The following is a 24,870-nucleotide window of genomic DNA, read 5'->3' on the forward strand; positions in this document are numbered from 1 at the left end:
GCTTCGGAAGTGGGGAGATTGATGATTTAGAACAATGTGTCACTTTATCACAGAAAAGGAGGAGCCATTATGGCAACGACCGCTCCGCCCAACGGCAAATGGCGGCGCCTGTTCGCCTTGTTTCTTCCCATTTTTGTTTCGCAAACCGGTCAATATGCCATGAACTTTGTCGATGTCGCCATGTCCGGTCATGCGAGCGCCGAAGATCTTGCCGGCGTCGCGATCGGCTCAAGCCTATGGGTGCCGGTGTTTACCGGCGCCGGCGGCATTTTGCTCGCCCTGTCCCCGATCGTCTCACACCATTTCGGCGCCGGACGGCATGACTCGATCACTCGCGCCGTCGCCCAGGCGCTCTACTTGGCTGTCGCGCTTGCTGTCGCCATTGTCCTGATCGGCGCCGCTGCCGTGCCGTTTATCTTGAAACAGATGTCTTTGGATGAAAACGTTCGGCATATCGCCTTTCATTATTTGCGCGCCTTGTCGTTTGGGATCATCCCTCTGTTTCTTTATTCTGTGCTCCGCTATTTCATCGATGCGCTTGGGCAAACGAAAGTGACGATGTGGATTACGCTCACCGCCTTGCCGGTCAATATGCTGTTCAACTGGTTGTTGATTTACGGGCATGGCGGATTTCCGCGCCTTGGCGGCATCGGCACTGGTTACGCGACGGCGATCACGTATGCGTACTGCTTCGCGGCCGCTGCCTTTGCCGCTTTGAAATTTCGGCGCTTGGCTCCCTATCGTGTACTCGTCCGTTTCTACCGTCCGTCATGGGCCGCATGGAAAGAGTTGCTGAAAACCGGGGTGCCGATCGGGTCGGCCATCTTTTTTGAAACGAGCATTTTCGCTGCTGTGACGCTGCTTGTCGGCCGGTTTGGCGCGGAAACGGTCGCCGCGCATCAAAGCGCCCTCAACTTCGCTTCACTGTTGTATATGATTCCACTCAGCTTATCGATGGCGCTGACGATCGCCGTGGGCGTTGAAGCCGGGGCCAACCGTTATGAAGCCGCCAAACAATATTGCTTGATCGGCATCACCCTCGCCTTGGCCGTCGCCGCCGCAGCAGCGCTGTTCCTTTCCGCCTTCCGCAGCCATGTCGCCCGGCTGTATACAAACGATCCGACAGTGGCGGCGTTGACAGGGAAGTTTTTGCTCTATGCGATCTTCTTTCAAGTTTCCGATGCCATCGCCGCTCCCATCCAAGGAGCGCTGCGGGGCTATAAAGAGGTTAACGCCGTTTTTTGGTCCGCTCTTCTCGCCTATTGGGGCGTTGGGCTTCCGCTTGGCTGCGCGCTCGCTCTACTGACTGCCGCCGGGGCGTTCGGCTATTGGATCGGCCTGATCGCCGGATTGGCAACGGGCGCGCTGTTTCTCAGCTTTCGCCTGCGGGCCGTTTGGCGCAGACATGACAGCGGGCGTGCGCCATGCGCCTTTTAAGAGGGAGCGGTCGATAAACAAGGATGTCCCGCCCAGTTCTAGGGACATCCTTTTTGTTGCAGCATGATGGATCATGCAGTCGACAAGGCCGGTTTCCCTTAGCCGACCTCGTTAGGCGACGGCTGCTGCTTCATATACTGTAATACATCGAGGTCGATTTTTCCTTTCTCCACTTGGCGCTCCTCAAAATTTTCTGTATGTATATACACGGTCAGCGCCTCATGAAGCGCCTCGCGATCCGCCGAGCGCTCTTTCGACAAATAACCGAGACGGACCAAGTGGGCGGCCACCTCTTCCTTTACCGTTCCTTCAATCGCTGCCACTTTTTCGGGACGCGGTTTCTCAAAGTAAAGCTGGCGCAACTGATACAAGCGAATAAGCTCCTCGATCGGCCGCGGGTGATCATCGACGCGCAAGTCGATATAACGGTCATTGTAGCCGCCATATCCCCCTCCTTCTTTCACGACAAGCAAGGCGGCCGACTGTTGCCCGCGGCGGTCGCCCCCCGCTGCCTGACCAGCTTGAAGCGCCTTTAACAATCGCTCGGCGAGCGGACCTTTTGTCTGCTCAAACGCCCTTCCCATTGCCAGCACCGTTTCCTCGCCGGCTAAAATATTGCCTTGAGCCGCATAGTTCGGCCCGGTGATGCCCCCGGCCCACGGGTAACATTTTTTCCCGGTGAACGTCGCCGCCCGTCCTTTCGCATCCACGATGCCGACTTGGCGCAAATCGCGCTCACTGTCATCGGCAACGAGCAACTCAAGCGTTTCTTGCGCCGATTTCCCTTTTGCCATCCATTCGAGGCCGCGCGGTCCGTACGACGTGTTGGCGTACGATTGCGTCGCCACCGCTCCGACGCCCGCTTTCGCCCACGGAACAACCGCACCAACGCCTAAAAATTTCGATTGAACAGCGATGCCAAGCTCCCCGGTCGCCGGATCGAACGCGACGATCGAAAACGTCGCGACGATGTCTTTTGCAATATGTGTCATTTCCCCGTCCTCCATATGCTTTCCATTTTCTCATCGTTTATGATTTCTCCACTTCCTTTCGTTGTTCCTGCCTGTTCACAAAAAAAGCGGGGGAAACAGCCGTTGCCCGGCCGTCTCCCCCCGCATGCCCATCATCCGCCTAGCACCATGTTGCCCCGACGATAATGAGCAAAATAAACAAAACGACGATCAGCACAAAGCCGTAGCCGTAGCCGCCGTAACCCGGATAACCGAAGCCATAGCCGCCCCAGCCCCAGCCGCCATAAAAGCCATATGGCATATTCGTCACCTCCTTGCTAGCAAGTAAGAGGCATCAGTACACCCAACCACCGATACATGCACATCCGACAATAATCAACAAGATGAACAGAACGACGATCAACGCGAATCCGCCGCCGTAAGCTGCACCCATTTGCCAGCACCTCCTTCGTTTTTGTACTAGTAGACTATTCAGAAGCCGAGGAAATGGTTAGATGTTTCGGCAAAAATGGGTATTTGCCGCAACGTAAAAAAAAACGGTCCATCCGCGGACCGATGTTATGCTCCGAGCGAGTTTCGCTTCCATTTTTTCCGCCCCGGCGCTTGCTTGATTTGAACAGCGGAAAACAAAATAAGCGCCGTCCAGATGCAGCTAAACGCATAAAAATGCGCTTTCGTAAACGGCTCGCCGAACAAAAAGACGCCAAGGAGAAGGCTGATCGTCGGCGAAATGTATTGCAAAAAACCAAGTGTTGTCATTGACACACGCTTCGCCCCTTTGGCGAAATACAAAAGCGGCACGGCCGTCGCTGGCCCGGCTCCAGCCAACAGCGCCCATTGCCACCATTCGGCCGTCTTGACGAGGGCTGGCGTTTCGTTGTACACACATAATAAGTAAACGGCTGAAAGCGGCATGACGGCCATTGTTTCAAGCGTCAAGCCAATGGACGAGTCAACGCTGGCCAGTTTTTTCACTAAGCCGTAAAACCCGAACGTCAACGCGAGCGATATGGCGACCCACGGAAACGCGCCATATTCCGCCGTCATCGCCGCCACGCCGGCGGCGGCAAGAAAAACAGCGGCCCACTGCCCAACGCTCAACCGCTCGCGCAATACGATCGTCCCAAGCGCCACGCTGACAAGCGGGTTGATATAATAGCCGAGGCTCGTTTCAACGACATGATGATGATTCACCGCCCATATGTAGACAAACCAGTTGGCGCTGATGAGCACGGCAGCAGCGGCGATCCCCCATGCCTTAGCCGGCTTACGGCGCATCGCCCGAAGCTCCCGGCGGAAGGCGCCAAGCTGCCCATTCGCTGCCAGAAGGATGGCCATAAACACGAACGACCACACGATGCGGTGCGCCAAAATCTCAAGCGCCGGGCGCGCCTCTAGCAGCTTCCAGTACAGCGGCAATACTCCCCACAGCAAGTACGAAGCAGCCGTATACAAGATGCCTTGCTTTTCTTCGCTCCAATGCCCCACGTCGTCTTCTCCTTTTCCATGATCATTTCTGTTTCATTATACCGCCGCCGCTTCACTTTATCCATCAAAACACTCACCCGCATCGCTCGACGCGGTTGCCCAATGGAGAAGGGGCGCAGCTGAATATGAGCACCCGCCCCCCTTCGCGGCCCGTTTGACCGCCGTCCTTTCTTATTTTTTCGCTCATCAAGCGACACAGGCACAGCCAACAATAATCAGTAAAATGAACAGGACGATGACGACCGTATAACCGCTGTTGACAAAACCGCTCACGGCGGGCACCTCCTTCATCGGTTCACAGGGCCATCATATGCGCCCGCCCGCCCAAACGGCCGGGCGAATGCCCAAATTTCTAGAAGATTGGTGAAAAACTGCGTTTTCTTCAAAAAGATTGGTCCACGAACGCACGGAAGAGCCGTTGATCCATTGGCGAAAGCTCCTTGCTGGAGCGTTTTCTCCGTTAAATCACCGACCTTCTAGAAAAACGCCTATTTTTCTTTCGTCCCCGTCTCTCCCCACCAACCTTTTCGCTTAAAATAGAGGGCGATGAGCATAGCAACGGTTGCCATGAGCAACAAGGCAAACGGGTAGCCGTATCTCCATTTCAGCTCTGGCATAAACGCAAAATTCATGCCGTATACACCGGCGATAAACGTCATCGGCAAAAATATGACGCTCACCAATGTCAATGTCTTCATAATGACGTTCATATGATCTGATTTGAGCGACAGTTGCAAATCGAAAATGGCGGACAATGATTCCTTAAACGCGTCGAGCGCGGCGGGCACGCGTGAGAATCGCGACGCCACTTCCTCGATATACGGATTCGTCTCTTGATTGATATACGGCAAATCAGCGTGGCGGATCATTTTGATCGCTTCTTCCTGCGCCTCGGCGATTTGGCGCAGCTCATGAAGATGTGTTTTCATCCGATAAATCTCGCGCCCGATTTCGTTGGCAAACGGGGTCGCAAACACTTGCCGTTCAAGCGTCTGAATGCGGTCAGCGATCTGATCGATGACTTGCAAAAAACGGATGGCGGCCAAGTCTAAAAAGTGATACAGCACGTACCCAGGATACAGCGCCTGACCGCGATGGTTCAACAAACGTTCTTTCACTTGATCAACAAGCGGATCGTTTTCATCCATATAGCTGATCATATATTGGCTGCCGGCCAGCAAACGAACGTTCACTGTCCGGCCGGACGGACGAACGATAAACAGCGATAAGAAGAAACATCCTTCGTATTCGTCAAACGTGGGAATATCTGTCCCGTTCATCAGCCGCTGTTGGGCGAGAGGGTGAATGGACAGCGAAGAAAGAAGCTGCTCCAAATCCGGCTTGGCGGCGGCGGTGAAATGAAGCCAACACGACTGGCTGCCTGCCGGCGCATGGCGTTTGTACGTTCCGTCAACCGTCAAACGAAAGTTATGCTCGATCGCCATAGACTGACGTCCTTTCCATGCAAACGATTTTAATTGTATTGTTTGCTGTTTGCCGCAAAACTACTCCCCTCCCGCCGCCAAAAACAAGTCAGCGGCAACGGTTTGGCCGCATCCGCTCGCTGTTGGCGACAAGCAGCTTCTCCCGGCTGCATCCCGGCTGCAAAGCGTCACATCCCGACAAGTCATTCGCTGTCTAGGCGCCTCGCCGCGTCCGCCCGCCAATGCGCCCGAAGCCAGTCAGCGCACCGCTTCCGGTTCCACATGGACGTGCGTCGCCCGAATGTTATGCCGGTTTCGCATCAAACGCTCGACTTCATCAGCGATTTCATGACTTTTTGCCACCGTCAAATGCGAGTCAACGCGGATCGTCACTTCCAGCACAATGTCGTTGCCTAACATGCGCGCTTTAATGTCAGCGACATCGCGCACGCCGCTCACCGCCGCGATTTCGTCTTTATAAACGGCGAGCTGCTGTTCATCAAAACCGTCGGTGAGCGTATGCGCCGTCTCCATAAACACCTCCCACGCCGTCTTGCCAATCATCGCCCCGATAACAAGCGCCGCCAGCGGATCAAGCCATGGCCACCCAAGCCGCGCGCCGGCGATGCCAATGGCGGCGCCAATGCTCACCAGCGCATCCGATAAATTGTCTTTCGCCACGGCCGCCAGCGCCATGCTGTTCGTCCGCCGCGCCAGCCGGCGATTGATTGCATAAACGCCAATCATAACGGCCGCCGAGGCGAGCGCAACCACAGCCGCTAAAACGTCAGGAGCCGCTGCCTTTTCCTTGCCGAACAGCGAGCGGATGCCGCTTGTGATCACGTCAATGCCAATGGACATCATCAAAAAAGCGGCCAACAGCGAGGAGATGTTCTCCGCCCGCGAATGTCCGTACGGGTGGTTGCAATCACGCGGTTTTTTAGCGATTTTCATGCCGATATAGACTGCCGAGGAAGCGATAATATCACTCAAATTATTCCAACCGTCCGCTTCCACCGCATCCGAGCCGAACACCGCCCCAGCCAACAGCTTGCCGGTCGAAAGGAGAAGATAGACGAAAATGCTCAGCAGTGCGCCCGCCTCGGCTCCTTGTTTTCGATCCACTTTCTTCACCAACCTAGCCATCTCATTCTTGCACGTATCAGTGTACCAGCTTGAAGCCGGTTGGGTCTACAGCAAGAAAATTTCCTTTTTTCATAAGAATAGGGACAAGCAAATTTTTTTGTCTAAAGGCAAAATCGAGCGCATTTGCGTATGATAAACCAAGTCGAAACAAAAAAAGGAGAGGAACAGATGTCTGCATATTTAGACTGGTTGGCGGACATGGGGATCGATGGCGCTCACCCAGGCGGTTTTGAGTTAACAAAACAAATCTTACGTAAACTTAAGATCGACCGTTCGACATCCGTGCTTGACGTCGGCTGCGGCACCGGACAGACGGCGGCTTATATCGCCGAACAGTACGGGGCCAACGTCACCGCCATCGACATCCACCCGACGATGATTGCCAAGGCGAAACAGCGTTTTGCCTCCAAGGCGGTCTCAGTCCGTTTGCATCGCGCCTCGGTCGAAGCGCTCCCGTTTCCCGCCGGGACGTTTGACCTTGCGCTTTCTGAATCGGTGCTTGCTTTCGTTTCATTGCCAAACGCGCTCGCCGAAATCCGCCGCGTGCTCAAAAACGATGGCCTATTCGTCGGCATTGAAGCGTGTCATGAGCGGCTGACCGCCGCCGAGCAAAAGCAAATCGCCGCCTTTTACGGCTTCCGTCAGCTAATGACATCAGCGGAGTGGAAAGAAGTGCTCGAACAAAGCGGCTTTGGCTGCCGCCAGTTTTCCTACGCGGCTGCGGCCGAAGCGCCAAGCCTTGGGGCACCCATCGTCATCGCCCTTCCGCCGACACCGGAGATGGCGAGCATGTGGCAGATGCACCAACAGTTGACAGCTCAATTCGGCGACCGTCTTGGCTATTGCGTCTTTTGCTGCGAACCATAGCTGGCAAGAAAAACGGCGTCCTCGACGAGACGCCGTTTTCACACTTTTTTCACTACTTTGAAATATTCTTCAAGCGTCAAGCCGCGCTTTTTGATCACCGCGGCCGCCTTCCGCCCAACATAGCGGAGATGCCACGGCTCATACTTGTAGCCGGTCACCGCTTCCTTTCCTTTCGGGTAGCGGATGATGAATCCGTACTCGTGCGCATGGGCGGCTACCCATTGCCCTTCTTTTGTCGCCCCGAACGATTGGGTCAGCTGACAGCCGGCCGAGCGGCTGCTGATATCGACCGCCAGCCCTGTCTGATGCTCGCTCTGCCCTGGGTGAGCGACCGCTTGAACCGCTTTTTCCTTCCCTTTTTGCCGCACTTCTTCAGCAAAAATCACCTGCTGCCGCTCGTATGAACGATAAGCGGACACGGCCACCAGCTCAATGCCATCGCGGCGTGCGGCGGCAAACATCTCCTCAAGCGCCGCGGCCGCTTCGGCCCGCATATGCCGTTTTTCCGCGTTCGGGTCAGCACACACAAACGGCACGCGCGGCACGACCAAGTCCGCCGGCTTATAGCCAGGCGGGAGCGACTGTTCTTTATTGACGAGCACCAAAATGTTGTCAGGGTTTTGAATCACTTTTTGTCCGTTTTGCACCTTGACGATGTTCCAATATTTCGCCTCAAGCTGCAAATCGGGATCGACGGGGCTCTGGCTCGTTTTCCCCTGCTGATAATCGCTTGGGTGCACCGCGCTTTCCGGCGGCTGGCCGGACGGGCCGGCCGCACCGTTGCTGCCGCTCTCCCCTGTTTGGCAGCCGGCGAGCAGCAGGCATACCAACATCGCCGCTTGCCATCGCTGGTTCATGTTCCTTCTCCTTTTCTGTTTTCCCAGGCCCAAGCGCCCGGCATCCCAATCACGCGCCATTGCGGATCGCCGCTTCAAGCGCCACTTCAATCATCTCGTTAAACGTCATTTGCCGCTCCTCAGCCGTTGTTTCTTCTCCGGTGAGAATATGGTCGCTGACCGTCAGCACCGACAGCGCCCGGCAGCCGAATTTCGCCGCCAGCGTATAGAGCGCCGCCGTTTCCATCTCGACGGCCAATACACCGTAGCGCGCCCACGTTTCCCAATTCGGTTCATCATTGTAAAACATGTCGGCGGTGAACACATTGCCGACTTTTAGCGCCAGCCCTTTTTCCACACCTACTTCATACGCCGTCCGCAGCAGATGGAAATCGGCGGTTGGCGCATAATCGCGGCCGCGGAAAATGAGCCGGTTCATGTTGGAATCGGTCGACGCGCTCATCGCCAAAATGACGTCGCGGACGCGCACATCCGGCTGAATCGCTCCGCACGTTCCGACGCGGATGAGCGTCTTTACGCCGTAGCTTTGGATCAGTTCGTTCACATAAATCGAAATGGACGGCACGCCCATGCCGGTCCCTTGCACGGAAATGCGCTCCCCTTTATACGTCCCGGTAAATCCGAGCATGCCGCGCACTTCGTTGTAGCATACCGCTCCTTCCAGAAACGTTTCAGCAATGTATTTGGCGCGCAGCGGATCACCCGGCAACAAAATGCGCTCCGCGATCTCCCCTGTCTTCGCTCCGATATGTACGCTCAATGGGATTCCTCCTTTGGTTTGAACGATCGTTGTCGGGCCATGCCCTCGTCTATCATATCATATGTTTGCGGAAAATGGCAGTCTTCCTTCGAGTAGCCGAGGCGGCGAACGGGCATACTATGTGTGCCTGCCCGAGGAGAAAGGAGGAAAAGACCGATGAAAAAGAAACTCGAACAAGCGGTGGAATACGCCAACAAAACCAATCCATCGTCCAAATCAAACAATCAGCCGTCCACATCGAAAAAGGAAAAGACCAAATTCTAACATCATTCCGAAAGAAGTCTCCCACTTCGAAACGTGAAGGTGCACGAGCACCCGTCCATGTGGGAGATGAATGTTGGCCGGCAATCGCTGTCGGATCGAATCACATGTTGTTCAAACGGGCACCTTCGAAACGAAGGGAAGCGGAAAGGGTCCTTGTGCGGCTTGTCGTTTGGCACATATGCAAATCGCTGAAAGCTCCCCCTATGCACTCGCGTAGGTGGGTGAGTCGTTTGCGGGGGAGCCGCTCTCTTTTATGATGTTTTGGATCGGCGGTAATCGCTGCGATGGCGGCGCGCCAAATACCGCTCATTGATATACAGCACCTTTTTGTCTTTGCTGCGCGTATATTTTTTCTCGCGCTCGCGCCGCCTGGCGACAAGCCAACAGGAAAACAAATACAGTGGAAAGACGAGCTGCATCGCGCCGGCAAAGACATACCAAAAACCGTTGATATCGGCCAAATCGCGCAAGTACACGTCGATGCCGCTGAGCCGATAGTACATGTCAGCAACGATGGCAGCGATGATGACGACGTTGACCGCATGGAGAAGGGGCACGCTTCTCCAGCGGAACAAGAGTCGCTCAACTTGCCCTTTGACCCAAAGCAATGCCGCAATCGAGACGACGCACAAGAGCAGCGACAGCGCCAGTGCGGCCATCGTTTCGCCCCCTTCCCTCTTTTCTCCTGCGCCCGCCGCATGATGCCGCCTGCAAACATTTTCCGTCGATGAACCGCCGCCAGACCGCATACACTAACGACAACGACGGTTCAAGGAGGGAAAACGATGGGCAAAAAACACCGCAACCGCATTAACGGGCAGAAAAAGAACAACCATATTCCAAAAGAAGCATTGATCGCTGAAGATGAGGCGCATGCCAAAGAATATTCCGCCGCCGGCGGCCGGAAAAACGGTCCGGGCCATCACGACAATCCAGAATCGTGACAAACCGCAGAAACCCTTGTGCGATACAAGGGTTTCTATCGCGGTTCCGACGGCTCGGATTCGTCCCAAGCAAGCGTGACGACTTTTGTATATTCCCCGCGTTCAATTTCCTCCCTCTAGAAATGTTGATGTATCAAGGCTTTTCGGCCTCTCAGGGGTGTCCAAAAAATATTTTTCGACAAAATCCCTTACATCCTTTTTCAGTTTTGTGGATATCTTACAGACCTAGGGTGCGCTTCGCGGCCACGGCTGGGGATATTTTCCTTCCGTGGGGAGAAGCGTATTCGATGCACCCTTTGGATCTCCGCGTCGCTGATGAGGACGAACCCTCCCATGTCTCCGGGCGTCTTCGCGCCAACATTCCCTCGTTCGGTCTCGTCATCAGGCGGAGGCCGGCCAAGCTCCTTTGGGGACTCAAGGTCGAATGGATAAAATCACGCCAGCTTCTCCGGTGTCATCTGGTTGTCCAACGATTCTTCCGTTCGCAGGGGGAGGCCTTAGGCCGCCCGTTGCACCTGGGACAAGACGTCCTGTTTCATTCGCTCCGCGTCAAAGGCTTGTTTCTTCGTACAAATCGCAAACAGCACATTCAACAGCTTCCGGCACAAGGCGACGATGGATTGCTTTCCGGTCAGCGGGTTGACGGATCGGGTCGTGTAATATTCATGCAGCTCGCGAAACGCCTCGTTGTGCCGAATCAGCGGAATCATCGCCCGAAACAGCACCGATCGCAGCCGTTTCCGTCCCCGTTTGGAGATGTGCTTTTGCCCTTTGCGCTGGCCGGAGGAGTTCTCCTTGAGCGTCAGGCCCGCCAACTTCACCAATTGACGCGGGTCCCGATAATGGGCGAAGCTGCCGATCTCCGCCAGAAGATCGATAATCGTGGCGTCTCCCAACCCGTCGACCGTTTTCAACCATTGATACTCCATCGTCGTTTGAACCAATGCCTTCAACTCGGCGTCCAGTGCGGCGATCTCCGCCTCCAATTGGCGGTATCGGCGGACGAGCGCGGCGATCTCAAACCGGGCCATCGTCGTCCCTTCCGTCACCCCAATCGAGTCCTTCGCGGCGTTGATCAACGCCTGAATTTTGGCCTTCTGCGGGCATTTCAGCCCTTCGCTTTGCCGGTACACCTCGATGAGCTCCTCGGCGGTCCGACCCGCCATATCGGCCGGAAACGGCGTCCACTCCAACACCGAAAGCGCCGTTTTTCCCAGATCGCGAAACACCATCCAAAACTCCGGAAAATACCGGTCGGTCCAGCGGATGATCGCATTTTTCACCGCCGTCTGTTCCTTGCGGAGCTTCTCTTTGAGCGTGCTTCCCACGCGCAAATCGGCTTCGATCTCGTGCAGCAGCCGGGGGACGAGGAATCGTCCGTCTTTCGCCAGTCTGGCGATGACTAGGGCATCTTTGGCGTCATGTTTCGTCGGCAGGTTGTCATCGAGTTCTTTCGACCGGCACACATGCGCCGGGTTGACCATGACCAACGGGATCCCGTGCTCCTCGAGGAAGTAGGCCAGGTTCAACCAGTAGTGCCCGGTCGGCTCCACCGCGACGATCACCTCTGACTTCCCGAACGCTTGCATCGCCTCCTGAATCGCTTCATACAGCTGGCGAAAGCCCTCTTTCGACTGGAAGATCGGGAACGATTTGCGAAGGACACGCCCCCGGTCATCCACGAAGCAGGCGTAGTGGGTTCGTTTCGCGATATCGATGCCCACGACAAGCGTTTGTTCGGTGACTTGATCAATTTTATAGTTTTGTGTACAATTCATCTGAAGTCCTCCTTGGTATGGTGAGTGATGTGTTTGACACCCCTGCATCATACCAAGAGGGCTTTTTTTGATCAAGTCCCCGGAAAAGCTCCTAACGGGAATGCTCTTTTGTCGCTCTTTCATTCAGCTCCTCATCGTCGTCGATGCCCGGGGCCACCGTCGGCATGTCGCGCCGCCGTTCGTCATGTTCCATCAAGTCCGCCCCCTTTCCTTTCTTATCCGTTCCCGAAACAAGGGGGCTTTATTCATATTATATCATCTCTAGCTCTTGCTGGCGACTATATTTTTGAATATTCGGTCAACAGATGAGCTGTCGTTCCACTTGTTTCCATCCGTCTGGACAAAGGCGATAGTACGTCTGTCCTTTCCGCCCTTCATCGATCAGCACAACGTCCCCAGTCCGCATAAATCGAGCTTGACAGTTTTTCGGCATCAGATCGGCGACATTAAACATCCGATACAACACCGCCAGCACTTCATCATGTCCGGCCGCCGTCACCGTCATGCGGCACACTTGCCGGTAGCCTTTCGTTTCCCCAAAGCGCGGTGTTTGAAAAACGACCGCCTCATATGCACGTTTTGTCATCCACATCCGTTTCCCCCATAAACGAACCATTGTTTTCCTCTCCCTTCTCCCAATAAATCGGCCCTCCGCGCCCCATACTATGGTTGATGTCGAATTCGATCGCGAATCGTCTTCGGAGCCGAGACAAACGTGTATTATACTTATTTGGTGATTTGGCGTGTCGATTCCTTCAGCAAACGAGCACTCCTTTTGTCGAAACGATCGCGGTCTTCTGGCAAAAGTCCACAAATGATGCAAAGGAGAGACAGCCTGATGCCGACTCGCCCGTTCGCTTGGCTGCGCCATCCGCTTCAGTATGCCTACCGCTCCTTTTTGTACCGCCATCCGGTCCGCCTCGCCGATGACGGCCTGCTTCGCCGGATGGCCGCCCGCACAACTGTCCCGACTGACGGACCGCTCAGCGCGGAAGAAAAGGGCATTGTTGCCGCCATTCGCCGGAAAACAGCGGAACATAACCGCAACAACGTGACGCGCACCGCCGCCTACTTAGCGTTTTTTGAGCGCCATCGGGAAATTCATTGGGCGTTTTTAGCCCATCTCGTCTCGCGCAACGGCGGTTGGAACATGACTGATTTGCGCGGCGGCCTTCTTCCGTTTTTGCTGCCGGAACAAATCATTGCACCCCTTTTTTTGTTTTTGGAGCGCGCCAATGCCCTCATTTTTCATGATGCCTATCCGCAGCTTCTGCTGTACGAAGAAAGCAAACGGAGGGAGACGCCGCTGTTTCATTTGTTGCCGGCGCTAGCGGTGTCTTCGTTTATGAAGCCGATGTGGGAACATTTTTGGGAAACGGGGAATGCCGCGCTTCTTACGGTTGCTCTGATCATCAACGAGCAGCAGTACATCCAGCTTCGCGTCATCGAACATCCGTTTTTCCGCACCCGCGTGCTGTCAAGCTGGCCGTTTATTGTCGAGCAATGGCTCGGGTTCAACGATGTGCTCATCCCATATGCCAAAGGCCGCCGCGTAGCGCTTGCCGGAACGACCGTGCGCGATTTCGCCGACGTCCACCACCGCATCCATATCGGCAAAACGCTGTACAGTCTGCTGCTGTTTGACGCCCGGCTGTTTCGCGGCGCCTGCCGCTTTGCCCGCTGCGTCCCCCACAGCGGCTCACGCGCCGACTTCTGGCCGCAATCGTTCGCTGAAACGCCTGATGGGCACCGCTTTTACAGCCCCCGCCTTGAGGAAGCTTGGCCGGATCTTGCGCACCCGTTCCACGATCATCGCGATTGGTTCACCGATGAGGCGATCATGCAGGCGCTTGAAACGCTCCCGCTTCCGGCCTCGGGCGACATGACCAGCCGCTACGAGCGGCATTTGGTCATGATGAAAACAGCCGCCATCGCGGCGGCCAAATCAACTTCATCATAAAACGACGAGGACTACTCCCCATCGATGTCAATCTCTTCATCGATGATGCATTTTTCAAGCAAATAGTCAAACGTAATATCCGCGAGCTCCTCAAGCTCCTCTTGCGTTGGCACAAAGCCGCGGCGGATGAGTTCTTGGTAAAAAAACTCAGCGATTTCTTCCGTATCGATAATCACTTCAATTTCCTTCACCGCATCTCGCCCCCTTTGTAATGTTGTATGTCGCCGCCTTCCGTTTTATGTCAAAAATCATGTTGTACTATTTTTTCAGTCTCCCCCATACATATGTACCAACAAAACAAAAAACACGGAGGCGGACAAAATGGACAAATTCACTGCGATCGATAAAATGATGGAAACAGTTGTCAATGGATTGGGCGCGATCGTCATTTTCGCCGGCATTCCTTATTTTCTTTTTATTCTTTATCAATTTCTATCCTGGTGATTGGCGATTGTCCGCAAACGTTTTACAACTGTTTCCATCATCCGTTGGTACTGTTCATCGCCGAACCATTCATATAACGCTTTATAATCGTTGTACATGTCAAGGAGCTCGTCGACCGACGGCCCTTTCTCTCCGCTGTCGGCCGGCGGCAATAGAAGCGACGCTTTCACCGGCGCGGCGATGACAATATCTTGCACGAGCGTGACGGACGTCTCCTCTCCGTCGGCAAGCGGAATGATGTCTTCCAAATGGACTTCAATCTCCCAACCATCCGTCAGCCGTTTCAATTCGTAAATCGTCTCTTCCCATCCTTCCCCGTAGTAGCGGTAAATTTCTGTCCGCACCCCGACGATTTTGAACAAATGGCCGCCATAATCGCGGACGCGGACAATTTCGCCGAGAAAAAACGGCAACTCAATTTCAATCTCTTCCGCGATCCATAAATCACCCACAAACTCAGACAATAAAATGAGCGCTTGCTCGGCAAACAAGCTATGGCCATGGTTGATTTCGTATAAAAACACACCGTCAATCTGCTGAATATCGGTGATCGTTCCGACCGTTCCGTACAATGTATTGACGACGATGTCGCCGACGGAAAATTTCGGGCGTTTCGGCGCGCTCATTGGCATCTCCACCCTTTGGAACAAATAGTTAGTATAGTATATGCATGCAGAGAAGGGTGGACACCTGCAACCGCGCGGAAAAAAGCTATTTGAAAGCGCTCCCAATTTATGAAATGGGAACGCTCCCTTAGTTACGCTTCATGCAAAAATTGCTCCCATAGCTCATCAAACACAACCATACTTTCCAAATAGTCACCGTTAAGCTCCAAATAGCCGCTCAGTTCTTCATAGTCCGTCGACCCTTTTGGAAAGCTGTGGTCTTCATACGCTCCGTTCGCAAACCGGACGACCGGATCTTCCTGGTGTCCATGGCGGAAGCGCAGCAAGTAACGGTAGAATGACTTTGCCATGTCCCCCATCCTCTTCCTTTCCTTTTGTTGCTATTATAATGAGCTTTTGGCTGTTTGTGAAGCCTTTTTTCGCAGCTTGTATTCCCATCGTACGCGTCGGGTTGGCTTTTCATGCCAAAAAAGCGCGTCAAACGGCGCAATAGGGGTTCAATCCGCTTTTCTCGTCAGAGCATAGGCAGGCCAAGTCCACCGTCTTATCATGCGCTCCGCTTCTCGCCAAGGCTTGCGATGCGCCATCGTGGCGTCCCATCTGAAACCGCATGGCGCCTCCCATGCCTCCCGCTTCGCTAGGTCTTGTCCTCGGTGAGCGCACATACAAAAAGCCGCCATCTTCCGGCGGCATCGTTCATGATACGACTCCGGCTTGCGGAGCCGGGGCAAATTCGATTTCAAACCCAAGATCCTCAAGCATTTGATAATCGGCTGACTTTTCTTGCCCGGCGGTCGTCAAATAGTCGCCGACAAAAATCGAGTTGGCGGCATACAGGCCAAGCGGCTGAAGTGAGCGCAAATTCACTTCTCGCCCGCCGGCGATGCGGATTTCTTTGGTTGGATTCATATAGCGAAAAAGGGCCAGCACCTTCAAACAGTAACGCGGGTTTAATTCGTTCGTGCCAGCCAGCGGCGTGCCGTCGATCGCATGCAAAAAGTTGACTGGAATGGAATCGGCGTCAAGCGCCCGCAAACTGCGCGCCATATCGACGACATCCCGCTTCGTTTCTTTCATGCCGATGATGACGCCGGAACAAGGCGAAAGACCAGCTTCTTTCACCGTTTCCACCGTCCGCACCCGATCGTCGTATGTATGGGACGTCGTAATGTTCGGATGGTGCTGCTTCGATGTGTTGATGTTATGATTGTAGCGATCCACCCCCGCCTCTTTCAGCCGGGCCGCCTGCTCCGGCTTTAAGATCCCAAGGCAGGCGCACACTTTCAGCCCGAACCGCTCTTTAATTTCCTTGACCGCGGACACAACGGTGTCGATCTCTTTATCGCTCGGCCCCCGGCCGCTGGCGACGATGCAGTACGTCCCAATGCGCAAACGGTGTGCTTCTTCCGCGCCGCGCAACAACGTCTCTTTGTCGACCATTTTATACGTTTTCACCGGCGCCGTCGATACGGCGGACTGCGAACAGTAGCCGCAGTTTTCCGGACAGAGGCCGGATTTGGCGTTGATGATCATGTTCAGCTTCACTTTGTTTCCATAATAGGCGGAGCGAATCCGGTACGCCCCTTGCAGCAAAAGGAGCAACTCCTCATCCGGACAATCCAATATCGCCAATGCTTCCTCATCGGTCAGCTCGTGGCCTCCCAACACTTGCTCGGCCAACACCAGCCAGTTTGCCATCTCTCCTCTCCCCTTTCCATATCATTACATTTATCGTAACGGACCAGCCGCATATTTGTCAACTATATTTTCATTTCAGTTTACTTTTTAATCCGTCCCCAGGCAGACAGCAAAAAAACAGGCCCCCGTTTGAAGGGGCCTGCCCTCGGTTCCTCACCTAATGCGTCAATTTCTCGACGATGTCGCGGGCGATCCAGACGCCGCAGGCGCTCGCCTGCGCAAGGCCGCGCGTAACGCCGGCGCCGTCGCCGCCGACATACAGCCCGGCGATTTCGGTTTCAAAGCGGTCGTTCAGTTTCGGACGCGCCGAATAAAACTTCGCTTCCACCCCATAAAAGAGCGTATGCTCAGAGGCAAGCCCCGGAGTGACGTGGTTGAGCGCCTCCGTCATTTCGATCAAGCTTTTCATCGTGTTGTACGGCAAAACGAGGCCTAAATCGCCCGGCACCGCTTCTTTTAGCGTCGGTTCGATGAACCCTTCTTTGATCCGCTTTTCCGTCGATCGCCGTCCTTTTAAAATATCGCCGTATTTTTGCACGATGATGCCGCCGTTGGACAAGGCGTTCGCCAGCCGAGAAATTTCATGGGCGTATTCGTTCGGCTTGTCAAACGGATCGGAAAACTTATGTGAAACAAGAAGGGCAAAGTTCGTGTTGTTGCTGCCGAGCTTTGGATCTTTGTACGCATGGCCGTTGGCGAGCATGATGCCGGAATGGTTTTCGACGACGACATGTCCGGACGGGTTGCTGCAAAACGTGCGCACTTGTGTCCCAACCGACGTGTTGAAAATGAATTTCCCTTCATACAGATGTTCGTTAATTTCTTGCATGACGATGTTCGATGTTTCCACGCGCACTCCGATGTCAACCTGATTGTTGATCATCCGCAAACGGCGCTTGCGCAAGATTTTGCTCAGCCAAACCGAGCCATCGCGCCCCGGAGCGATGACGACTTTTTCCGCTGTCAACGTTTCTCCGTTTTTCAGCACAACGCCTTTCACTCGATGGCCGCTCTCCGTCCGCTCGGTCACGATATCATCCACTTCCGTTGTAAAGCGCATCGCAATCCGCTCGCGCAAATATTCAAAAATGCTTTTCAAAATTTCCAAATTTTGCTCTGTACCCAAATGGCGGACGTACGCGCGCAATAGCTTCAGCCCGGCCGCATAGGCGCGCCGCTCGATCTCTTTCACTTTATCCGTCATCGGGTCGGTGATCGATGTCGTCGCTCCGTGCTTCAAGTTGATCTCATCGACATAGCGGATGAGCTCAAGTACGGTCGAAGCCGGCAAATAGTCGGTCATCCAGCCGCCGAATTCGCTCGTGATATTGAATTTGCCGTCCGAATACGCCCCCGCTCCGCCGAATCCATTCGTGATCGAACAGGCCGGCACGCAGCCGGCATAGTCTTTTTTGCCGGCCGGCGGCGGACACTTTTCAATTTTTCTTTGCAAAATCGGACAATTGCGTTTATAGATATCGTGCCCTTTATCGATTAAGAGCACGTTCGCTCCAGGGAGTTTGAGCGTCAGTTCGTAGCAAGTGAAAATGCCGGCCGGCCCGGCGCCGACCACGATCACATCGTAATGATTGTTCATGATCCATCCCCCATTTCCCATGTTCCATTCGAAAGTATACGGAACATTTGGCAGTTCGTCAAGGAAAAACACGAACTTTCTTACCGAATACAACAGAAAATGTTCGATATAATAGAGAGTTGTATAAAGCCAAAAAAATTGGTATGGTGGTAGAGAATGAATAGCGGGGAGGGAAAGGGATGCGTTTTTTCGTGAAACATTTTCTAAACGGCATGCTGACGATCGTGCCAATTTTACTCGCCGTCTATGTGTGCTACAAAGTGTTCACCGTTTTGGATGGGCTGCTTGGCCAATACGTCCGTCCGTATTTGGATGGCCGCTACATTCCCGGCCTAGGCCTATTGGCGACTGTCGCGCTGATTACCGTCTGCGGTTGGCTATCGACGCAATACGTAAGCGGCCGCCTCATTCGACTGATCGACCGGTTGCTTGAAAGCATTCCCTTGATGAAAACGGTTTATTCCGTCGCCAAAGATACAATCGCTTCCTTCGTCGGGGAAAAACGATCGTTTTCGCAAGTTGTGCTCGTTACAATGCCAGAAAGCGGCTGGAAATGCCTCGGCTTCATGACAATGGATGATGTCGGCGCTTGGCACGATCCTCTCGCCGACTACGTCGCCGTCTATATCCCGCAGGCGTTTCAAGTCGCCGGGCTCACCCTGCTCGTCCCGAAAGAGCAAGTGGAAGTCGTCGACATCTCGCCGGAAGAGGCGATGAAATTCATCCTCTCCGGCGGTGTGGCCGTCCGAAAGCAAAAGCGGCTGCCCCAATGACAGGGCAGCCGTTCGCATGGCCATCCAAAACGCGCCTGGCCGTCAAAAGTATCGCTTTTTCCAAAAGATGTACGCCGTCGCCGCTGACAGTGAACCGGCGAGCGCCATCGCGATCAAAAAGGCGTACGGAGAGTGTTGGTACGGAATCGGTACGTTCATGCCGTAGAAACTCGCCACCATCGTCGGCAGCGAAATGACGATCGTAATGGCCGTCAAAAACTTCATCACAATGTTTAAGTTGTTTGAGATGACCGAAGCGAACGCGTCCATCATGCCGCTTAAAATGCTGCTGTATACTTCGGCCATTTCAATCGCCTGCTTGTTTTCAATAATGACGTCCTGCAGCAAATCCTGGTCATCTTCGTACATGCGCAAATAATTGAGGCGCATGAGCCGCTCCATGACGATGTTGTTCGCCTTCAGCGACGTCATAAAATACACTAAGCTTTTTTCCATGCTGAGAAGCGAAAACAGCTCCTTGTTTTTCATCGATTGGTGCAATTCTTTTTCGATTTCGCTCGTCCGCCGATTGATTTGCTTCAAATAGCGCAAATAATACGTTGAAATCATGTACAGCATTTGCAACGCAAACCGCGTCTTCATAAACGTGTAAAAGTTTTTGATTTTGTTTTTGGAGAATTCTTCGAAAATCGGATTCTCCTGCAAACAAACCGTAATAAAACACGTGTTCGTAATGATCATGCCGATCGGAATCGTCTCGTAAATCGGGCCGTCCACTTCATCATGGGCGACAATCGGAATGTCGACGATAATGAGCACATGGTTGTCTTCCTTTTCGACGCGCGACCGCTCCTCGTCATCCAACGCGTCTTTGATCGAATCGATCGGAATGTCCAAATGGTGGGCGATGTAGCGAATTTCGTCTTCCGTCGGGGCAACGAGATTGATCCAGCAGCCATTTTCAATATGATCGATTTCGCGCATTTTGCCGTTGGCATCGGACAAATACATTTTCATCATCTGGCATCCTTCCTCCTTTTCACGCGAGGAAGGCGGCGCCTCTTCCTTTCCGTCCGGAGCCCGTTTTCGTATGATGAGCAGCCGACAAGAAAAGGAACAGGCCGCGTTCCCCGCTATATTCCGGTTCCGGTTCGTTCGGGCTTGAACTACTCATATACGAAAACGCCACTCCTTTCGAAAAAGATGTCCCTCAAGTAATGATAGCGCGGACCGGCCCGTTTGTATAGTAGGTGCCATAAAAAAAAAGCAGCCTACTGGCTACTTTATTCACAAAACAGCGCGATGTTCAACCATCGCCCGCTCGATTCGGCTTTTTTATTCGCTCGATGGCGTCGTGTTGAAAAAATCAGGCGCTTGTTTGTCAATTTGCCGACGGTTGGAACGGCGCGGGCGTTGCTCTTTCTTTTCGCCCATCACCCCATCCGATTCATAGCTTGGCGCAAACGGCCGCTTCTTGCTCACCGTCTTCACCCCCCTCGCTTTTACTGTTCGCCGTCGGCCGGCATTTTACTCGAGCCAGTCAGGGCTAGGTTAATCCATTTTATGGAAATTGTTTCGCCCTCAAATTGTCAGCCAATGTTCACACAATCGTTTTACCGGCGCCGTCCATTCACTTATAATAAACAAGTGAGGAGGGGAAGCCATGAACATCATGATTACAAAAAAAGCGTTTGATTGGTACAAGCGGGAGCTCGGGCTGAAGCCGGGCGATGCGATCCGCTTTTTTGCCCGCTACGGCGGGTGCAGCACCGTGCAAAAAGGGTTTTCGCTTGGCATGGCCAAAGACGAACTGGTCGACAAGCCGGCGGCGCAGACGACGGTTGATGGCATCACCTTTTTTATTGAAGAGAGCGACCAATGGTATTTCGATGGACGTGATTTGACTGTGGATTTGGACGAAAAAAGCAATGAGCCGGTTTTTCTCGTCCATTGAATGTCCCGCGGCGATTGAAAAAGCTAGCCTTGGCGCTCGCTTTTTCGAATAATGGCGATCGTGCAGCGGGAGATGCAGACGAGCTCCCCTTGTTCGTCCGTAATGCGCACATCCCACACCATCGTCGTCCGACCGCGGTGCAACACCGTCCCTGTCGCCGTCACCGTCCCGCGGCGAACGGCGCGGACGTGATTGGCGTTGATTTCCAATCCAACGACGTTTTCCGTGTTGGGGTCCACAAGCGCGTACGCGCCGATGCTGGCGACCGTCTCCGCTAAGGCGACTGAGGCGCCGCCATGCAGCAGCCCAGCCGGCTGGTGCGTGCGCCAGTCGACCGGCATCGTCGCGACGACGCGGCCTTCGCCAACCTCAACAATTTCGATGCCGAGCGTATCGATCAACGTATGTTTCGACATTTCCTTCACAACGGCCAAATCGATCATCATTCCTTCTTCCCCCGTTTCGTGAATCGTTCCAGTTCAAACAGCCGTCCTTCCTGCTGCAAAATGCGCGTTTGCGTCTCACCGAGCAAATCGAAATGCGGAAACTCACCGCGCCGATCGATCCACTCTTCCTTCAGCCCGTACTGCCGCCCCCAAGCGGCGAGTTTTTCGACATCGGCGCAGCCGACTTTCGTCACTGTCGTGCAATGCGGAAACCGTTCGTCGTACCAATAGTGGGTCAAAAAGGCGATTTCACCGCGCTTCACTTTCTCTTTCCATGCCGCGAGCTCATGTCGGCGGATGCCAAACGCCATCGCACCGCTCCCCTTTACCGCTTCGCCCGCTCATATGCTTCATGCCAGTCAGGAAAATATTTGCGGATCACGATCGGCCGAAACGTATCGCGCTTGACGCAAACATGCTGCGACTTTCCGGTCACCGCCACCTCGCCGTCCGGGGCGAGAATCTCGTAGCCGTATGTCACGCGGATGCCGTCATAGGCGTCAATCCATGTGCGGACAGTCGCCGTTTCCCCGTAGTGAAGCGGCTTTTTGTACGACACTTGCAAATCGACAACAGGCGAAATGATGCCTTCTTTCTCCATGTCAGCATAATGAAAGCCAAGCTGTTTGATCAATTCCGTGCGCCCGACTTCCATCCAAACTAAATAGTTCGCGTGGTAGACGACGCCCATTTGGTCTGTTTCCGCATAACGCACTTCAATTTGTTTTTCTGCCACTTTCACGTTCGTTCTCCCTCCATTTTTTACCGGGCCTCCTCTTCTATGTTACCATTCGCCCGTCGGCTCGCTCAAGCGGTAGACAAAAAAACGAAGCCGCCCCCGCATGAGGGCTGCTTCGTTTACTGGCAGCCGTGTTCCCGTGCAGCTGCTTCGTCTCGGATTTCCGCGCGCATCGCAGCGATCGCTTCTTCGCGGCGGCGGTTTTTCGCACGGATCTTCTCCTGCTCCTCCGGCGACGCAAACTGCATCGTTTCTTCGGCTTTTTCTATGTTCTCAATGGTGTTTTGCACCATTTCTTGCAGCTTTTCCACATTGTCGCTGCGGTCATCCGGTTTCGGACGCGGCATGAACGCTTCCTCCTTTGCGCGAGTTTCCGGCTATTCGCCCTTCGTTTGGATGACTTGGGCGTGCTGGCCGGACTGGTCTTGCATTTGTTTGCCCTTGTTTCCTCCTGCGGCGCGAGGCTGTGTGCCGATATGGTTCGGCACAAAATGTTTGCGGCTTCCTTTCGGATTGCTCATTGTCTTCGCCTCCTCGCCATCTAGTCTGTCCGCCCGGAGAACCGCTATGCATGGGTCATTCTGCTTTTTTGAGCATCCGCTCTTCCAGCTTTTTCTCGATTTTTTCGAGCGCTTCCCGATCGTTCAACAATTGCCGTTTGTTCTCGCTGATCAGTTCTTGGAGAGTCATTTTGCGGGATCGTCTCATCGCTTCAACCTCCCCTCACTTTTATTGTAATCTTATTCATGCCCAAAAAAGATAAAAATTATGACAACTTTTTGAAAAATAACGAACCACGAAGAAAGCGCCTTTCGCTGCAGCCATCTGCTCAACGAAAAAGCGCTGTTTCCTGCTCGAGCCGCTTCGCCGTCACCGGGCCGACAATTTTTCGCCGAATGACGCCGTTTGGATCGATAATATACGTCGTTGGAATCGTTTGGATTCGATATTGACGAAGCGCTTCGCCGCGCACATCGAGGCCGACTGGAAACACGAGCCTGTTCGCTTTCGCAAACCGCTCAGCGTTGTCCAACGTATCTTGCGTCGTCAAATGAACGGCAAGGAGCGCAACTTCGCGGCCATGCCGCTCGTAAAACTTGGCAAGCTCCGGCATTTCCTTTTTGCATGGCGGGCACCACGACGTCCAAAAGTTGAGGACGACCGCTTTGCCGCGCAGCGCCGACAACTTAACCGACTGGCCCCCAAGCGCCGGCAAGGTCAAGTCGGGAGCCGTCTGATCCACTTCCGGACCGGCTCCGTTTGCTTCATTCGGTTTGTCAGCCGCCATCACATTCCAAAGGCCATAGCCGGCGACAGCCAAGAACAAAAGAACGACTAGCCATTTCCGCACGTTGTCCCCTCCCTACCGGCGCCTCCCGCCGCTCTGTCCACGATTATAGCACATACGTTTGCCATTTGCCAACCATCGTGCTTAAAACGAAAAAACGAGGGGCGCGCCCTCATCATGATCGGATGTTTTTATGATCGTTTTTCATTTTCTCCGCTTCGACTTCTGCGTACGAAGCGAATTCGCTCCTCCATTCGTTAAAGCCGTTTTTCTTCTTCGCGTTGTTGTTTCGTTGGGCATTGGCATTGCCAAGTTTTGTCCGGCCCATGCGTCTCCTCCTCTGCTTCCGTCGGTTCACCTATAGTATCCGCCGGCGGCCAAAAAACTATGCATACAGCGGCTTCAACCGGCGGCCGAAACAATGGAAGAAAAGCGAAACAAACACTAGGTGAAAATCGTTGAAAATCAACAACGCTTCGACCTCATGCGGACCGAAAAAAGAAAACGAAAAGAAAACAACGGTTCCATCCGACAACACCGAGGCGTCGAATGATGTTTCAGCCCGAATCGGAGAAAACTAAGCATCGGATGACGGGTCACCCGTTTCAATCGGGTGGTCCGGATAGGAAATCCAGTCGCTGAAACTGCCGACGTACAGCCGAACGTTGTGATAACCAGCTTCGTGGAGCGCCAACACGTTCGGGCAGGCGGTGACGCCGGAACCACAGTAAACGATCAACGGCTGCCCACGGTCAAAATCGGCAAACCGAGCCGCCTGCTCGACAGCGCTTTTCCAGTAGCCGCCTTCCGTCATTCCGTCTTTCCAAAACCGGTGCACCGCTCCTGGGATGCGGCCGGCTCGGCGGTCGATCGGTTCTTCCAGGCCGGCATATCGCTTCCATTCACGCGAATCAATGAGCACAACCGAGCGATCGCGGACGGCGGCGCGCACATCCTCAACCGTCGCCAGCCATGACCGATCCGGACGCGGCCGAAACGGGCGGGACGCCACAGCAGGGACGACGTTCGTCACCGGATGCCCTTTCTTCTTCCATTCACGATAATTGCCGTCCAATACGTATACGTGGGCATGGCCGAAATAGCGAAGCAGCCACCAGCAACGCGCCGCCATCGCCCCGTCTTGGTCGTCGTAAGCGACAACGGTCACCGTTTCATCGATGCCGACCCGGCCAAACACGTCCGCCGCTTGCTCGGCCGACGGGAGCGGGTGGCGGCCGCCGTGCTCTCCGACTGGGCCCGACAAGTCGCGTTCCAAGTCCATATACACGGCACCAGGAATATGATCTTCCTGGTAAACGGCCGCTCCTTTCGCAGGATCGCCAAGCCAAAACCGACAATCAAGAATGCGCGTGTTTTCGTCGTGCAAATGGCGAAGGAGCCATTCATGGGAAACAAGCGACGCCATATGTCCTCCCCCTCTTTGTTTT

At 54.1% G+C, this 24,870-nt stretch carries 35 protein-coding genes; 7 read left to right on the forward strand and 28 right to left on the reverse strand.

The genetic code is table 11. From position 1 onward, the window contains the following. Positions 1 to 69: 69 nt before the first annotated feature. Positions 70 to 1,437 carry an MATE family efflux transporter gene (locus tag CWI35_RS02200; RefSeq protein ID WP_011231084.1) on the forward strand — a complete coding sequence of 456 codons (1,368 nt, stop codon included), beginning with the start codon at positions 70 to 72 and terminating at the stop codon, positions 1,435 to 1,437. Positions 1,438 to 1,535: 98 nt separating this feature from the next. Here the strand turns inward: CWI35_RS02200 and CWI35_RS02205 are convergent, their stop codons facing one another. The 7 genes from CWI35_RS02205 to CWI35_RS02235 all read right to left on the reverse strand — a co-directional run bounded on the left by CWI35_RS02205 (position 1,536) and on the right by CWI35_RS02235 (position 6,466). Then, positions 1,536 to 2,429, reverse strand: a complete 894-nt coding sequence (locus CWI35_RS02205; RefSeq protein WP_011231083.1) for a DUF1028 domain-containing protein — start codon at positions 2,427 to 2,429, stop codon at positions 1,536 to 1,538. Positions 2,430 to 2,568: 139 nt separating this feature from the next. Next, positions 2,569 to 2,709, reverse strand: a complete 141-nt coding sequence (locus tag CWI35_RS02210; RefSeq protein ID WP_011231082.1) for a YjcZ family sporulation protein — start codon at positions 2,707 to 2,709, stop codon at positions 2,569 to 2,571. Positions 2,710 to 2,742: 33 nt separating this feature from the next. Then, positions 2,743 to 2,841 (reverse strand): YjcZ family sporulation protein, encoded by a 99-nt coding sequence (locus CWI35_RS02215; RefSeq protein ID WP_011231081.1) that lies wholly within the window; start codon positions 2,839 to 2,841, stop codon positions 2,743 to 2,745. A 125-nt stretch (positions 2,842 to 2,966) separates the two neighbouring features. Further along, positions 2,967 to 3,896, reverse strand: coding sequence for an EamA family transporter RarD (rarD, locus tag CWI35_RS02220; RefSeq protein ID WP_011231080.1), 930 nt, complete (start codon positions 3,894 to 3,896; stop codon positions 2,967 to 2,969). A gap of 186 nt (positions 3,897 to 4,082) precedes the next feature. After that, positions 4,083 to 4,187: a YjcZ family sporulation protein gene (locus CWI35_RS02225; RefSeq protein ID WP_013145431.1), complete on the reverse strand. Its 105-nt coding sequence runs from the start codon at positions 4,185 to 4,187 to the stop codon at positions 4,083 to 4,085. Between the two features lie 197 nt (positions 4,188 to 4,384). Further along, on the reverse strand, positions 4,385 to 5,341 hold the full coding sequence (corA, locus tag CWI35_RS02230; protein ID WP_011231079.1) for a magnesium/cobalt transporter CorA: 957 nt from the start codon (positions 5,339 to 5,341) through the stop codon (positions 4,385 to 4,387). A 237-nt stretch (positions 5,342 to 5,578) separates the two neighbouring features. Next, positions 5,579 to 6,466, reverse strand: a complete 888-nt coding sequence (locus CWI35_RS02235; protein WP_031213137.1) for a cation diffusion facilitator family transporter — start codon at positions 6,464 to 6,466, stop codon at positions 5,579 to 5,581. 168 nt (positions 6,467 to 6,634) lie between these two features. Here CWI35_RS02235 and CWI35_RS02240 point away from each other — a divergent pair, with 168 nt between their 5' ends. Further along, the gene (locus tag CWI35_RS02240) at positions 6,635 to 7,333 is read left to right on the forward strand and encodes a class I SAM-dependent methyltransferase (RefSeq protein WP_011231077.1); all 699 of its coding nucleotides are present in this window, start codon (positions 6,635 to 6,637) and stop codon (positions 7,331 to 7,333) included. 38 nt (positions 7,334 to 7,371) lie between these two features. Here the strand turns inward: CWI35_RS02240 and CWI35_RS02245 are convergent, their stop codons facing one another. The 3 genes from CWI35_RS02245 to CWI35_RS02255 all read right to left on the reverse strand — a co-directional run bounded on the left by CWI35_RS02245 (position 7,372) and on the right by CWI35_RS02255 (position 9,873). Then, on the reverse strand, positions 7,372 to 8,190 hold the full coding sequence (locus tag CWI35_RS02245; protein ID WP_042379500.1) for a M15 family metallopeptidase: 819 nt from the start codon (positions 8,188 to 8,190) through the stop codon (positions 7,372 to 7,374). 49 nt (positions 8,191 to 8,239) lie between these two features. Further along, positions 8,240 to 8,950 (reverse strand): purine-nucleoside phosphorylase, encoded by a 711-nt coding sequence (deoD, locus tag CWI35_RS02250; RefSeq protein ID WP_011231075.1) that lies wholly within the window; start codon positions 8,948 to 8,950, stop codon positions 8,240 to 8,242. A 515-nt stretch (positions 8,951 to 9,465) separates the two neighbouring features. Then, positions 9,466 to 9,873, reverse strand: a complete 408-nt coding sequence (locus CWI35_RS02255) for a hypothetical protein (RefSeq protein ID WP_011231073.1) — start codon at positions 9,871 to 9,873, stop codon at positions 9,466 to 9,468. 126 nt (positions 9,874 to 9,999) lie between these two features. Here CWI35_RS02255 and CWI35_RS18185 point away from each other — a divergent pair, with 126 nt between their 5' ends. Then, positions 10,000 to 10,158: a hypothetical protein gene (locus CWI35_RS18185; protein WP_008879283.1), complete on the forward strand. Its 159-nt coding sequence runs from the start codon at positions 10,000 to 10,002 to the stop codon at positions 10,156 to 10,158. 497 nt (positions 10,159 to 10,655) lie between these two features. Here CWI35_RS18185 and CWI35_RS02265 read toward each other — a convergent pair whose 3' ends face one another. After that, complete coding sequence (locus CWI35_RS02265; RefSeq protein WP_119877354.1) at positions 10,656 to 11,936, reverse strand: IS110 family RNA-guided transposase; 1,281 nt, start codon at positions 11,934 to 11,936, stop codon at positions 10,656 to 10,658. Between the two features lie 298 nt (positions 11,937 to 12,234). Next, on the reverse strand, positions 12,235 to 12,552 hold the full coding sequence (locus tag CWI35_RS02270; protein WP_013145439.1) for a hypothetical protein: 318 nt from the start codon (positions 12,550 to 12,552) through the stop codon (positions 12,235 to 12,237). A 222-nt stretch (positions 12,553 to 12,774) separates the two neighbouring features. Between CWI35_RS02270 and CWI35_RS02275 the strand changes: the two genes are divergently transcribed. Continuing rightward, complete coding sequence (locus CWI35_RS02275; RefSeq protein WP_011231070.1) at positions 12,775 to 13,896, forward strand: DUF2515 domain-containing protein; 1,122 nt, start codon at positions 12,775 to 12,777, stop codon at positions 13,894 to 13,896. Between the two features lie 11 nt (positions 13,897 to 13,907). Here the strand turns inward: CWI35_RS02275 and CWI35_RS02280 are convergent, their stop codons facing one another. Next, positions 13,908 to 14,087, reverse strand: coding sequence for a YozD family protein (locus tag CWI35_RS02280; RefSeq protein ID WP_011231069.1), 180 nt, complete (start codon positions 14,085 to 14,087; stop codon positions 13,908 to 13,910). A 130-nt stretch (positions 14,088 to 14,217) separates the two neighbouring features. On the opposite strand from CWI35_RS02280, the gene CWI35_RS18675 reads away from it, so the two are divergent. After that, positions 14,218 to 14,340: a hypothetical protein gene (locus CWI35_RS18675; protein WP_013145441.1), complete on the forward strand. Its 123-nt coding sequence runs from the start codon at positions 14,218 to 14,220 to the stop codon at positions 14,338 to 14,340. Here the strand turns inward: CWI35_RS18675 and CWI35_RS02285 are convergent. From CWI35_RS02285 to CWI35_RS02300, 4 genes are all read right to left on the reverse strand, one after another. Continuing rightward, positions 14,322 to 14,966, reverse strand: coding sequence for a hypothetical protein (locus CWI35_RS02285; RefSeq protein WP_011231068.1), 645 nt, complete (start codon positions 14,964 to 14,966; stop codon positions 14,322 to 14,324). The two genes, CWI35_RS18675 and CWI35_RS02285, sit on opposite strands and share 19 nt — an antisense overlap. A 131-nt stretch (positions 14,967 to 15,097) precedes the next feature. Further along, complete coding sequence (locus CWI35_RS02290; protein ID WP_011231067.1) at positions 15,098 to 15,316, reverse strand: YozE family protein; 219 nt, start codon at positions 15,314 to 15,316, stop codon at positions 15,098 to 15,100. Between the two features lie 346 nt (positions 15,317 to 15,662). Further along, the gene (gene bioB, locus CWI35_RS02295; RefSeq protein WP_011231066.1) at positions 15,663 to 16,664 is read right to left on the reverse strand and encodes a biotin synthase BioB; all 1,002 of its coding nucleotides are present in this window, start codon (positions 16,662 to 16,664) and stop codon (positions 15,663 to 15,665) included. A gap of 157 nt (positions 16,665 to 16,821) precedes the next feature. Then, a complete protein-coding gene (locus CWI35_RS02300; protein ID WP_119877454.1) occupies positions 16,822 to 18,261 on the reverse strand; it encodes an NAD(P)/FAD-dependent oxidoreductase in 1,440 nt (479 codons plus the stop codon). A gap of 179 nt (positions 18,262 to 18,440) precedes the next feature. On the opposite strand from CWI35_RS02300, the gene CWI35_RS02305 reads away from it, so the two are divergent. Beyond that, a complete protein-coding gene (locus CWI35_RS02305) occupies positions 18,441 to 19,034 on the forward strand; it encodes a DUF502 domain-containing protein (RefSeq protein ID WP_011231064.1) in 594 nt (197 codons plus the stop codon). A 42-nt stretch (positions 19,035 to 19,076) separates the two neighbouring features. Here the strand turns inward: CWI35_RS02305 and CWI35_RS02310 are convergent, their stop codons facing one another. Together CWI35_RS02310 and CWI35_RS18190 are read right to left on the reverse strand one after the other, a co-directional pair. Then, positions 19,077 to 20,015, reverse strand: a complete 939-nt coding sequence (locus CWI35_RS02310) for a magnesium transporter CorA family protein (protein WP_014195699.1) — start codon at positions 20,013 to 20,015, stop codon at positions 19,077 to 19,079. Positions 20,016 to 20,330: 315 nt separating this feature from the next. Beyond that, positions 20,331 to 20,477: a hypothetical protein gene (locus CWI35_RS18190; RefSeq protein WP_011231062.1), complete on the reverse strand. Its 147-nt coding sequence runs from the start codon at positions 20,475 to 20,477 to the stop codon at positions 20,331 to 20,333. Between the two features lie 181 nt (positions 20,478 to 20,658). Between CWI35_RS18190 and CWI35_RS02315 the strand changes: the two genes are divergently transcribed. After that, positions 20,659 to 20,949: a HesB/YadR/YfhF family protein gene (locus CWI35_RS02315; RefSeq protein WP_011231061.1), complete on the forward strand. Its 291-nt coding sequence runs from the start codon at positions 20,659 to 20,661 to the stop codon at positions 20,947 to 20,949. A 23-nt stretch (positions 20,950 to 20,972) separates the two neighbouring features. Here the strand turns inward: CWI35_RS02315 and CWI35_RS02320 are convergent, their stop codons facing one another. The 9 genes from CWI35_RS02320 to CWI35_RS02355 form a co-directional block, all read right to left on the reverse strand. Further along, positions 20,973 to 21,392, reverse strand: a complete 420-nt coding sequence (locus tag CWI35_RS02320) for a PaaI family thioesterase (RefSeq protein WP_020279119.1) — start codon at positions 21,390 to 21,392, stop codon at positions 20,973 to 20,975. Continuing rightward, entirely contained in the window at positions 21,392 to 21,706 is a 315-nt protein-coding gene (locus CWI35_RS02325) for a hypothetical protein (protein ID WP_011231059.1), read from the reverse strand. Before CWI35_RS02325 ends, CWI35_RS02320 begins: the two co-directional genes overlap by 1 nt. 14 nt (positions 21,707 to 21,720) lie before the next feature. Then, positions 21,721 to 22,137, reverse strand: coding sequence for an acyl-CoA thioesterase (locus CWI35_RS02330; RefSeq protein WP_011231058.1), 417 nt, complete (start codon positions 22,135 to 22,137; stop codon positions 21,721 to 21,723). Positions 22,138 to 22,253: 116 nt separating this feature from the next. Beyond that, positions 22,254 to 22,481, reverse strand: coding sequence for a small acid-soluble spore protein Tlp (gene tlp / locus CWI35_RS02335; protein ID WP_014195696.1), 228 nt, complete (start codon positions 22,479 to 22,481; stop codon positions 22,254 to 22,256). Between the two features lie 30 nt (positions 22,482 to 22,511). Further along, positions 22,512 to 22,655, reverse strand: coding sequence for an acid-soluble spore protein N (locus CWI35_RS02340; protein ID WP_011231056.1), 144 nt, complete (start codon positions 22,653 to 22,655; stop codon positions 22,512 to 22,514). Between the two features lie 55 nt (positions 22,656 to 22,710). Next, positions 22,711 to 22,842 carry an FbpB family small basic protein gene (locus CWI35_RS02345; protein WP_011231055.1) on the reverse strand — a complete coding sequence of 44 codons (132 nt, stop codon included), beginning with the start codon at positions 22,840 to 22,842 and terminating at the stop codon, positions 22,711 to 22,713. A gap of 121 nt (positions 22,843 to 22,963) precedes the next feature. Further along, the gene (locus CWI35_RS02350) at positions 22,964 to 23,485 is read right to left on the reverse strand and encodes a TlpA family protein disulfide reductase (protein ID WP_011231054.1); all 522 of its coding nucleotides are present in this window, start codon (positions 23,483 to 23,485) and stop codon (positions 22,964 to 22,966) included. 112 nt (positions 23,486 to 23,597) lie between these two features. Continuing rightward, positions 23,598 to 23,750, reverse strand: a complete 153-nt coding sequence (locus tag CWI35_RS18195) for a hypothetical protein (RefSeq protein ID WP_011231053.1) — start codon at positions 23,748 to 23,750, stop codon at positions 23,598 to 23,600. Positions 23,751 to 23,999: 249 nt separating this feature from the next. After that, on the reverse strand, positions 24,000 to 24,848 hold the full coding sequence (locus CWI35_RS02355; RefSeq protein ID WP_014195692.1) for a sulfurtransferase: 849 nt from the start codon (positions 24,846 to 24,848) through the stop codon (positions 24,000 to 24,002). Positions 24,849 to 24,870 lie beyond the last annotated feature (22 nt).

Origin of the sequence: [Bacillus] caldolyticus (assembly GCF_003595605.1) — a bacterium.
In the GTDB taxonomy this organism is placed as follows: domain Bacteria; phylum Bacillota; class Bacilli; order Bacillales; family Anoxybacillaceae; genus Geobacillus; species Geobacillus thermoleovorans.

Excerpts from the sequence above, each read along its gene's own strand:
- CWI35_RS02275 (WP_011231070.1), top strand. The coding sequence starts at position 12,775 with ATGCCGACTCGCCCGTTCGCTTGGCTGCGCCATCCGCTTCAGTATGCC.
- CWI35_RS02325 (WP_011231059.1), bottom strand. The coding sequence starts at position 21,706 with ATGGCGTTTGGCATCCGCCGACATGAGCTCGCGGCATGGAAAGAGAAA.
- CWI35_RS02245 (WP_042379500.1), bottom strand. The coding sequence starts at position 8,190 with ATGAACCAGCGATGGCAAGCGGCGATGTTGGTATGCCTGCTGCTCGCC.
- CWI35_RS02315 (WP_011231061.1), top strand. The coding sequence starts at position 20,659 with ATGAACATCATGATTACAAAAAAAGCGTTTGATTGGTACAAGCGGGAG.
- CWI35_RS02310 (WP_014195699.1), bottom strand. The coding sequence starts at position 20,015 with ATGATGAAAATGTATTTGTCCGATGCCAACGGCAAAATGCGCGAAATC.
- CWI35_RS02300 (WP_119877454.1), bottom strand. The coding sequence starts at position 18,261 with ATGAACAATCATTACGATGTGATCGTGGTCGGCGCCGGGCCGGCCGGC.
- CWI35_RS02345 (WP_011231055.1), bottom strand. The coding sequence starts at position 22,842 with ATGAGACGATCCCGCAAAATGACTCTCCAAGAACTGATCAGCGAGAAC.
- CWI35_RS02355 (WP_014195692.1), bottom strand. The coding sequence starts at position 24,848 with ATGGCGTCGCTTGTTTCCCATGAATGGCTCCTTCGCCATTTGCACGAC.
- CWI35_RS02340 (WP_011231056.1), bottom strand. The coding sequence starts at position 22,655 with ATGAGCAATCCGAAAGGAAGCCGCAAACATTTTGTGCCGAACCATATC.
- CWI35_RS02235 (WP_031213137.1), bottom strand. The coding sequence starts at position 6,466 with ATGGCTAGGTTGGTGAAGAAAGTGGATCGAAAACAAGGAGCCGAGGCG.
- CWI35_RS02200 (WP_011231084.1), top strand. The coding sequence starts at position 70 with ATGGCAACGACCGCTCCGCCCAACGGCAAATGGCGGCGCCTGTTCGCC.
- CWI35_RS02285 (WP_011231068.1), bottom strand. The coding sequence starts at position 14,966 with ATGAGCGCGCCGAAACGCCCGAAATTTTCCGTCGGCGACATCGTCGTC.
- CWI35_RS02205 (WP_011231083.1), bottom strand. The coding sequence starts at position 2,429 with ATGACACATATTGCAAAAGACATCGTCGCGACGTTTTCGATCGTCGCG.
- corA (WP_011231079.1), bottom strand. The coding sequence starts at position 5,341 with ATGGCGATCGAGCATAACTTTCGTTTGACGGTTGACGGAACGTACAAA.
- CWI35_RS02270 (WP_013145439.1), bottom strand. The coding sequence starts at position 12,552 with ATGGTTCGTTTATGGGGGAAACGGATGTGGATGACAAAACGTGCATAT.
- CWI35_RS02240 (WP_011231077.1), top strand. The coding sequence starts at position 6,635 with ATGTCTGCATATTTAGACTGGTTGGCGGACATGGGGATCGATGGCGCT.
- CWI35_RS18185 (WP_008879283.1), top strand. The coding sequence starts at position 10,000 with ATGGGCAAAAAACACCGCAACCGCATTAACGGGCAGAAAAAGAACAAC.
- CWI35_RS02255 (WP_011231073.1), bottom strand. The coding sequence starts at position 9,873 with ATGGCCGCACTGGCGCTGTCGCTGCTCTTGTGCGTCGTCTCGATTGCG.
- tlp (WP_014195696.1), bottom strand. The coding sequence starts at position 22,481 with ATGCCGCGTCCGAAACCGGATGACCGCAGCGACAATGTGGAAAAGCTG.
- CWI35_RS02210 (WP_011231082.1), bottom strand. The coding sequence starts at position 2,709 with ATGCCATATGGCTTTTATGGCGGCTGGGGCTGGGGCGGCTATGGCTTC.
- CWI35_RS02225 (WP_013145431.1), bottom strand. The coding sequence starts at position 4,187 with ATGAAGGAGGTGCCCGCCGTGAGCGGTTTTGTCAACAGCGGTTATACG.
- CWI35_RS18195 (WP_011231053.1), bottom strand. The coding sequence starts at position 23,750 with ATGGGCCGGACAAAACTTGGCAATGCCAATGCCCAACGAAACAACAAC.
- CWI35_RS02215 (WP_011231081.1), bottom strand. The coding sequence starts at position 2,841 with ATGGGTGCAGCTTACGGCGGCGGATTCGCGTTGATCGTCGTTCTGTTC.
- CWI35_RS18675 (WP_013145441.1), top strand. The coding sequence starts at position 14,218 with ATGGACAAATTCACTGCGATCGATAAAATGATGGAAACAGTTGTCAAT.
- CWI35_RS02320 (WP_020279119.1), bottom strand. The coding sequence starts at position 21,392 with ATGATCGATTTGGCCGTTGTGAAGGAAATGTCGAAACATACGTTGATC.
- CWI35_RS02305 (WP_011231064.1), top strand. The coding sequence starts at position 18,441 with ATGCGTTTTTTCGTGAAACATTTTCTAAACGGCATGCTGACGATCGTG.
- CWI35_RS02290 (WP_011231067.1), bottom strand. The coding sequence starts at position 15,316 with ATGGCAAAGTCATTCTACCGTTACTTGCTGCGCTTCCGCCATGGACAC.
- CWI35_RS02265 (WP_119877354.1), bottom strand. The coding sequence starts at position 11,936 with ATGAATTGTACACAAAACTATAAAATTGATCAAGTCACCGAACAAACG.
- bioB (WP_011231066.1), bottom strand. The coding sequence starts at position 16,664 with ATGGCAAACTGGCTGGTGTTGGCCGAGCAAGTGTTGGGAGGCCACGAG.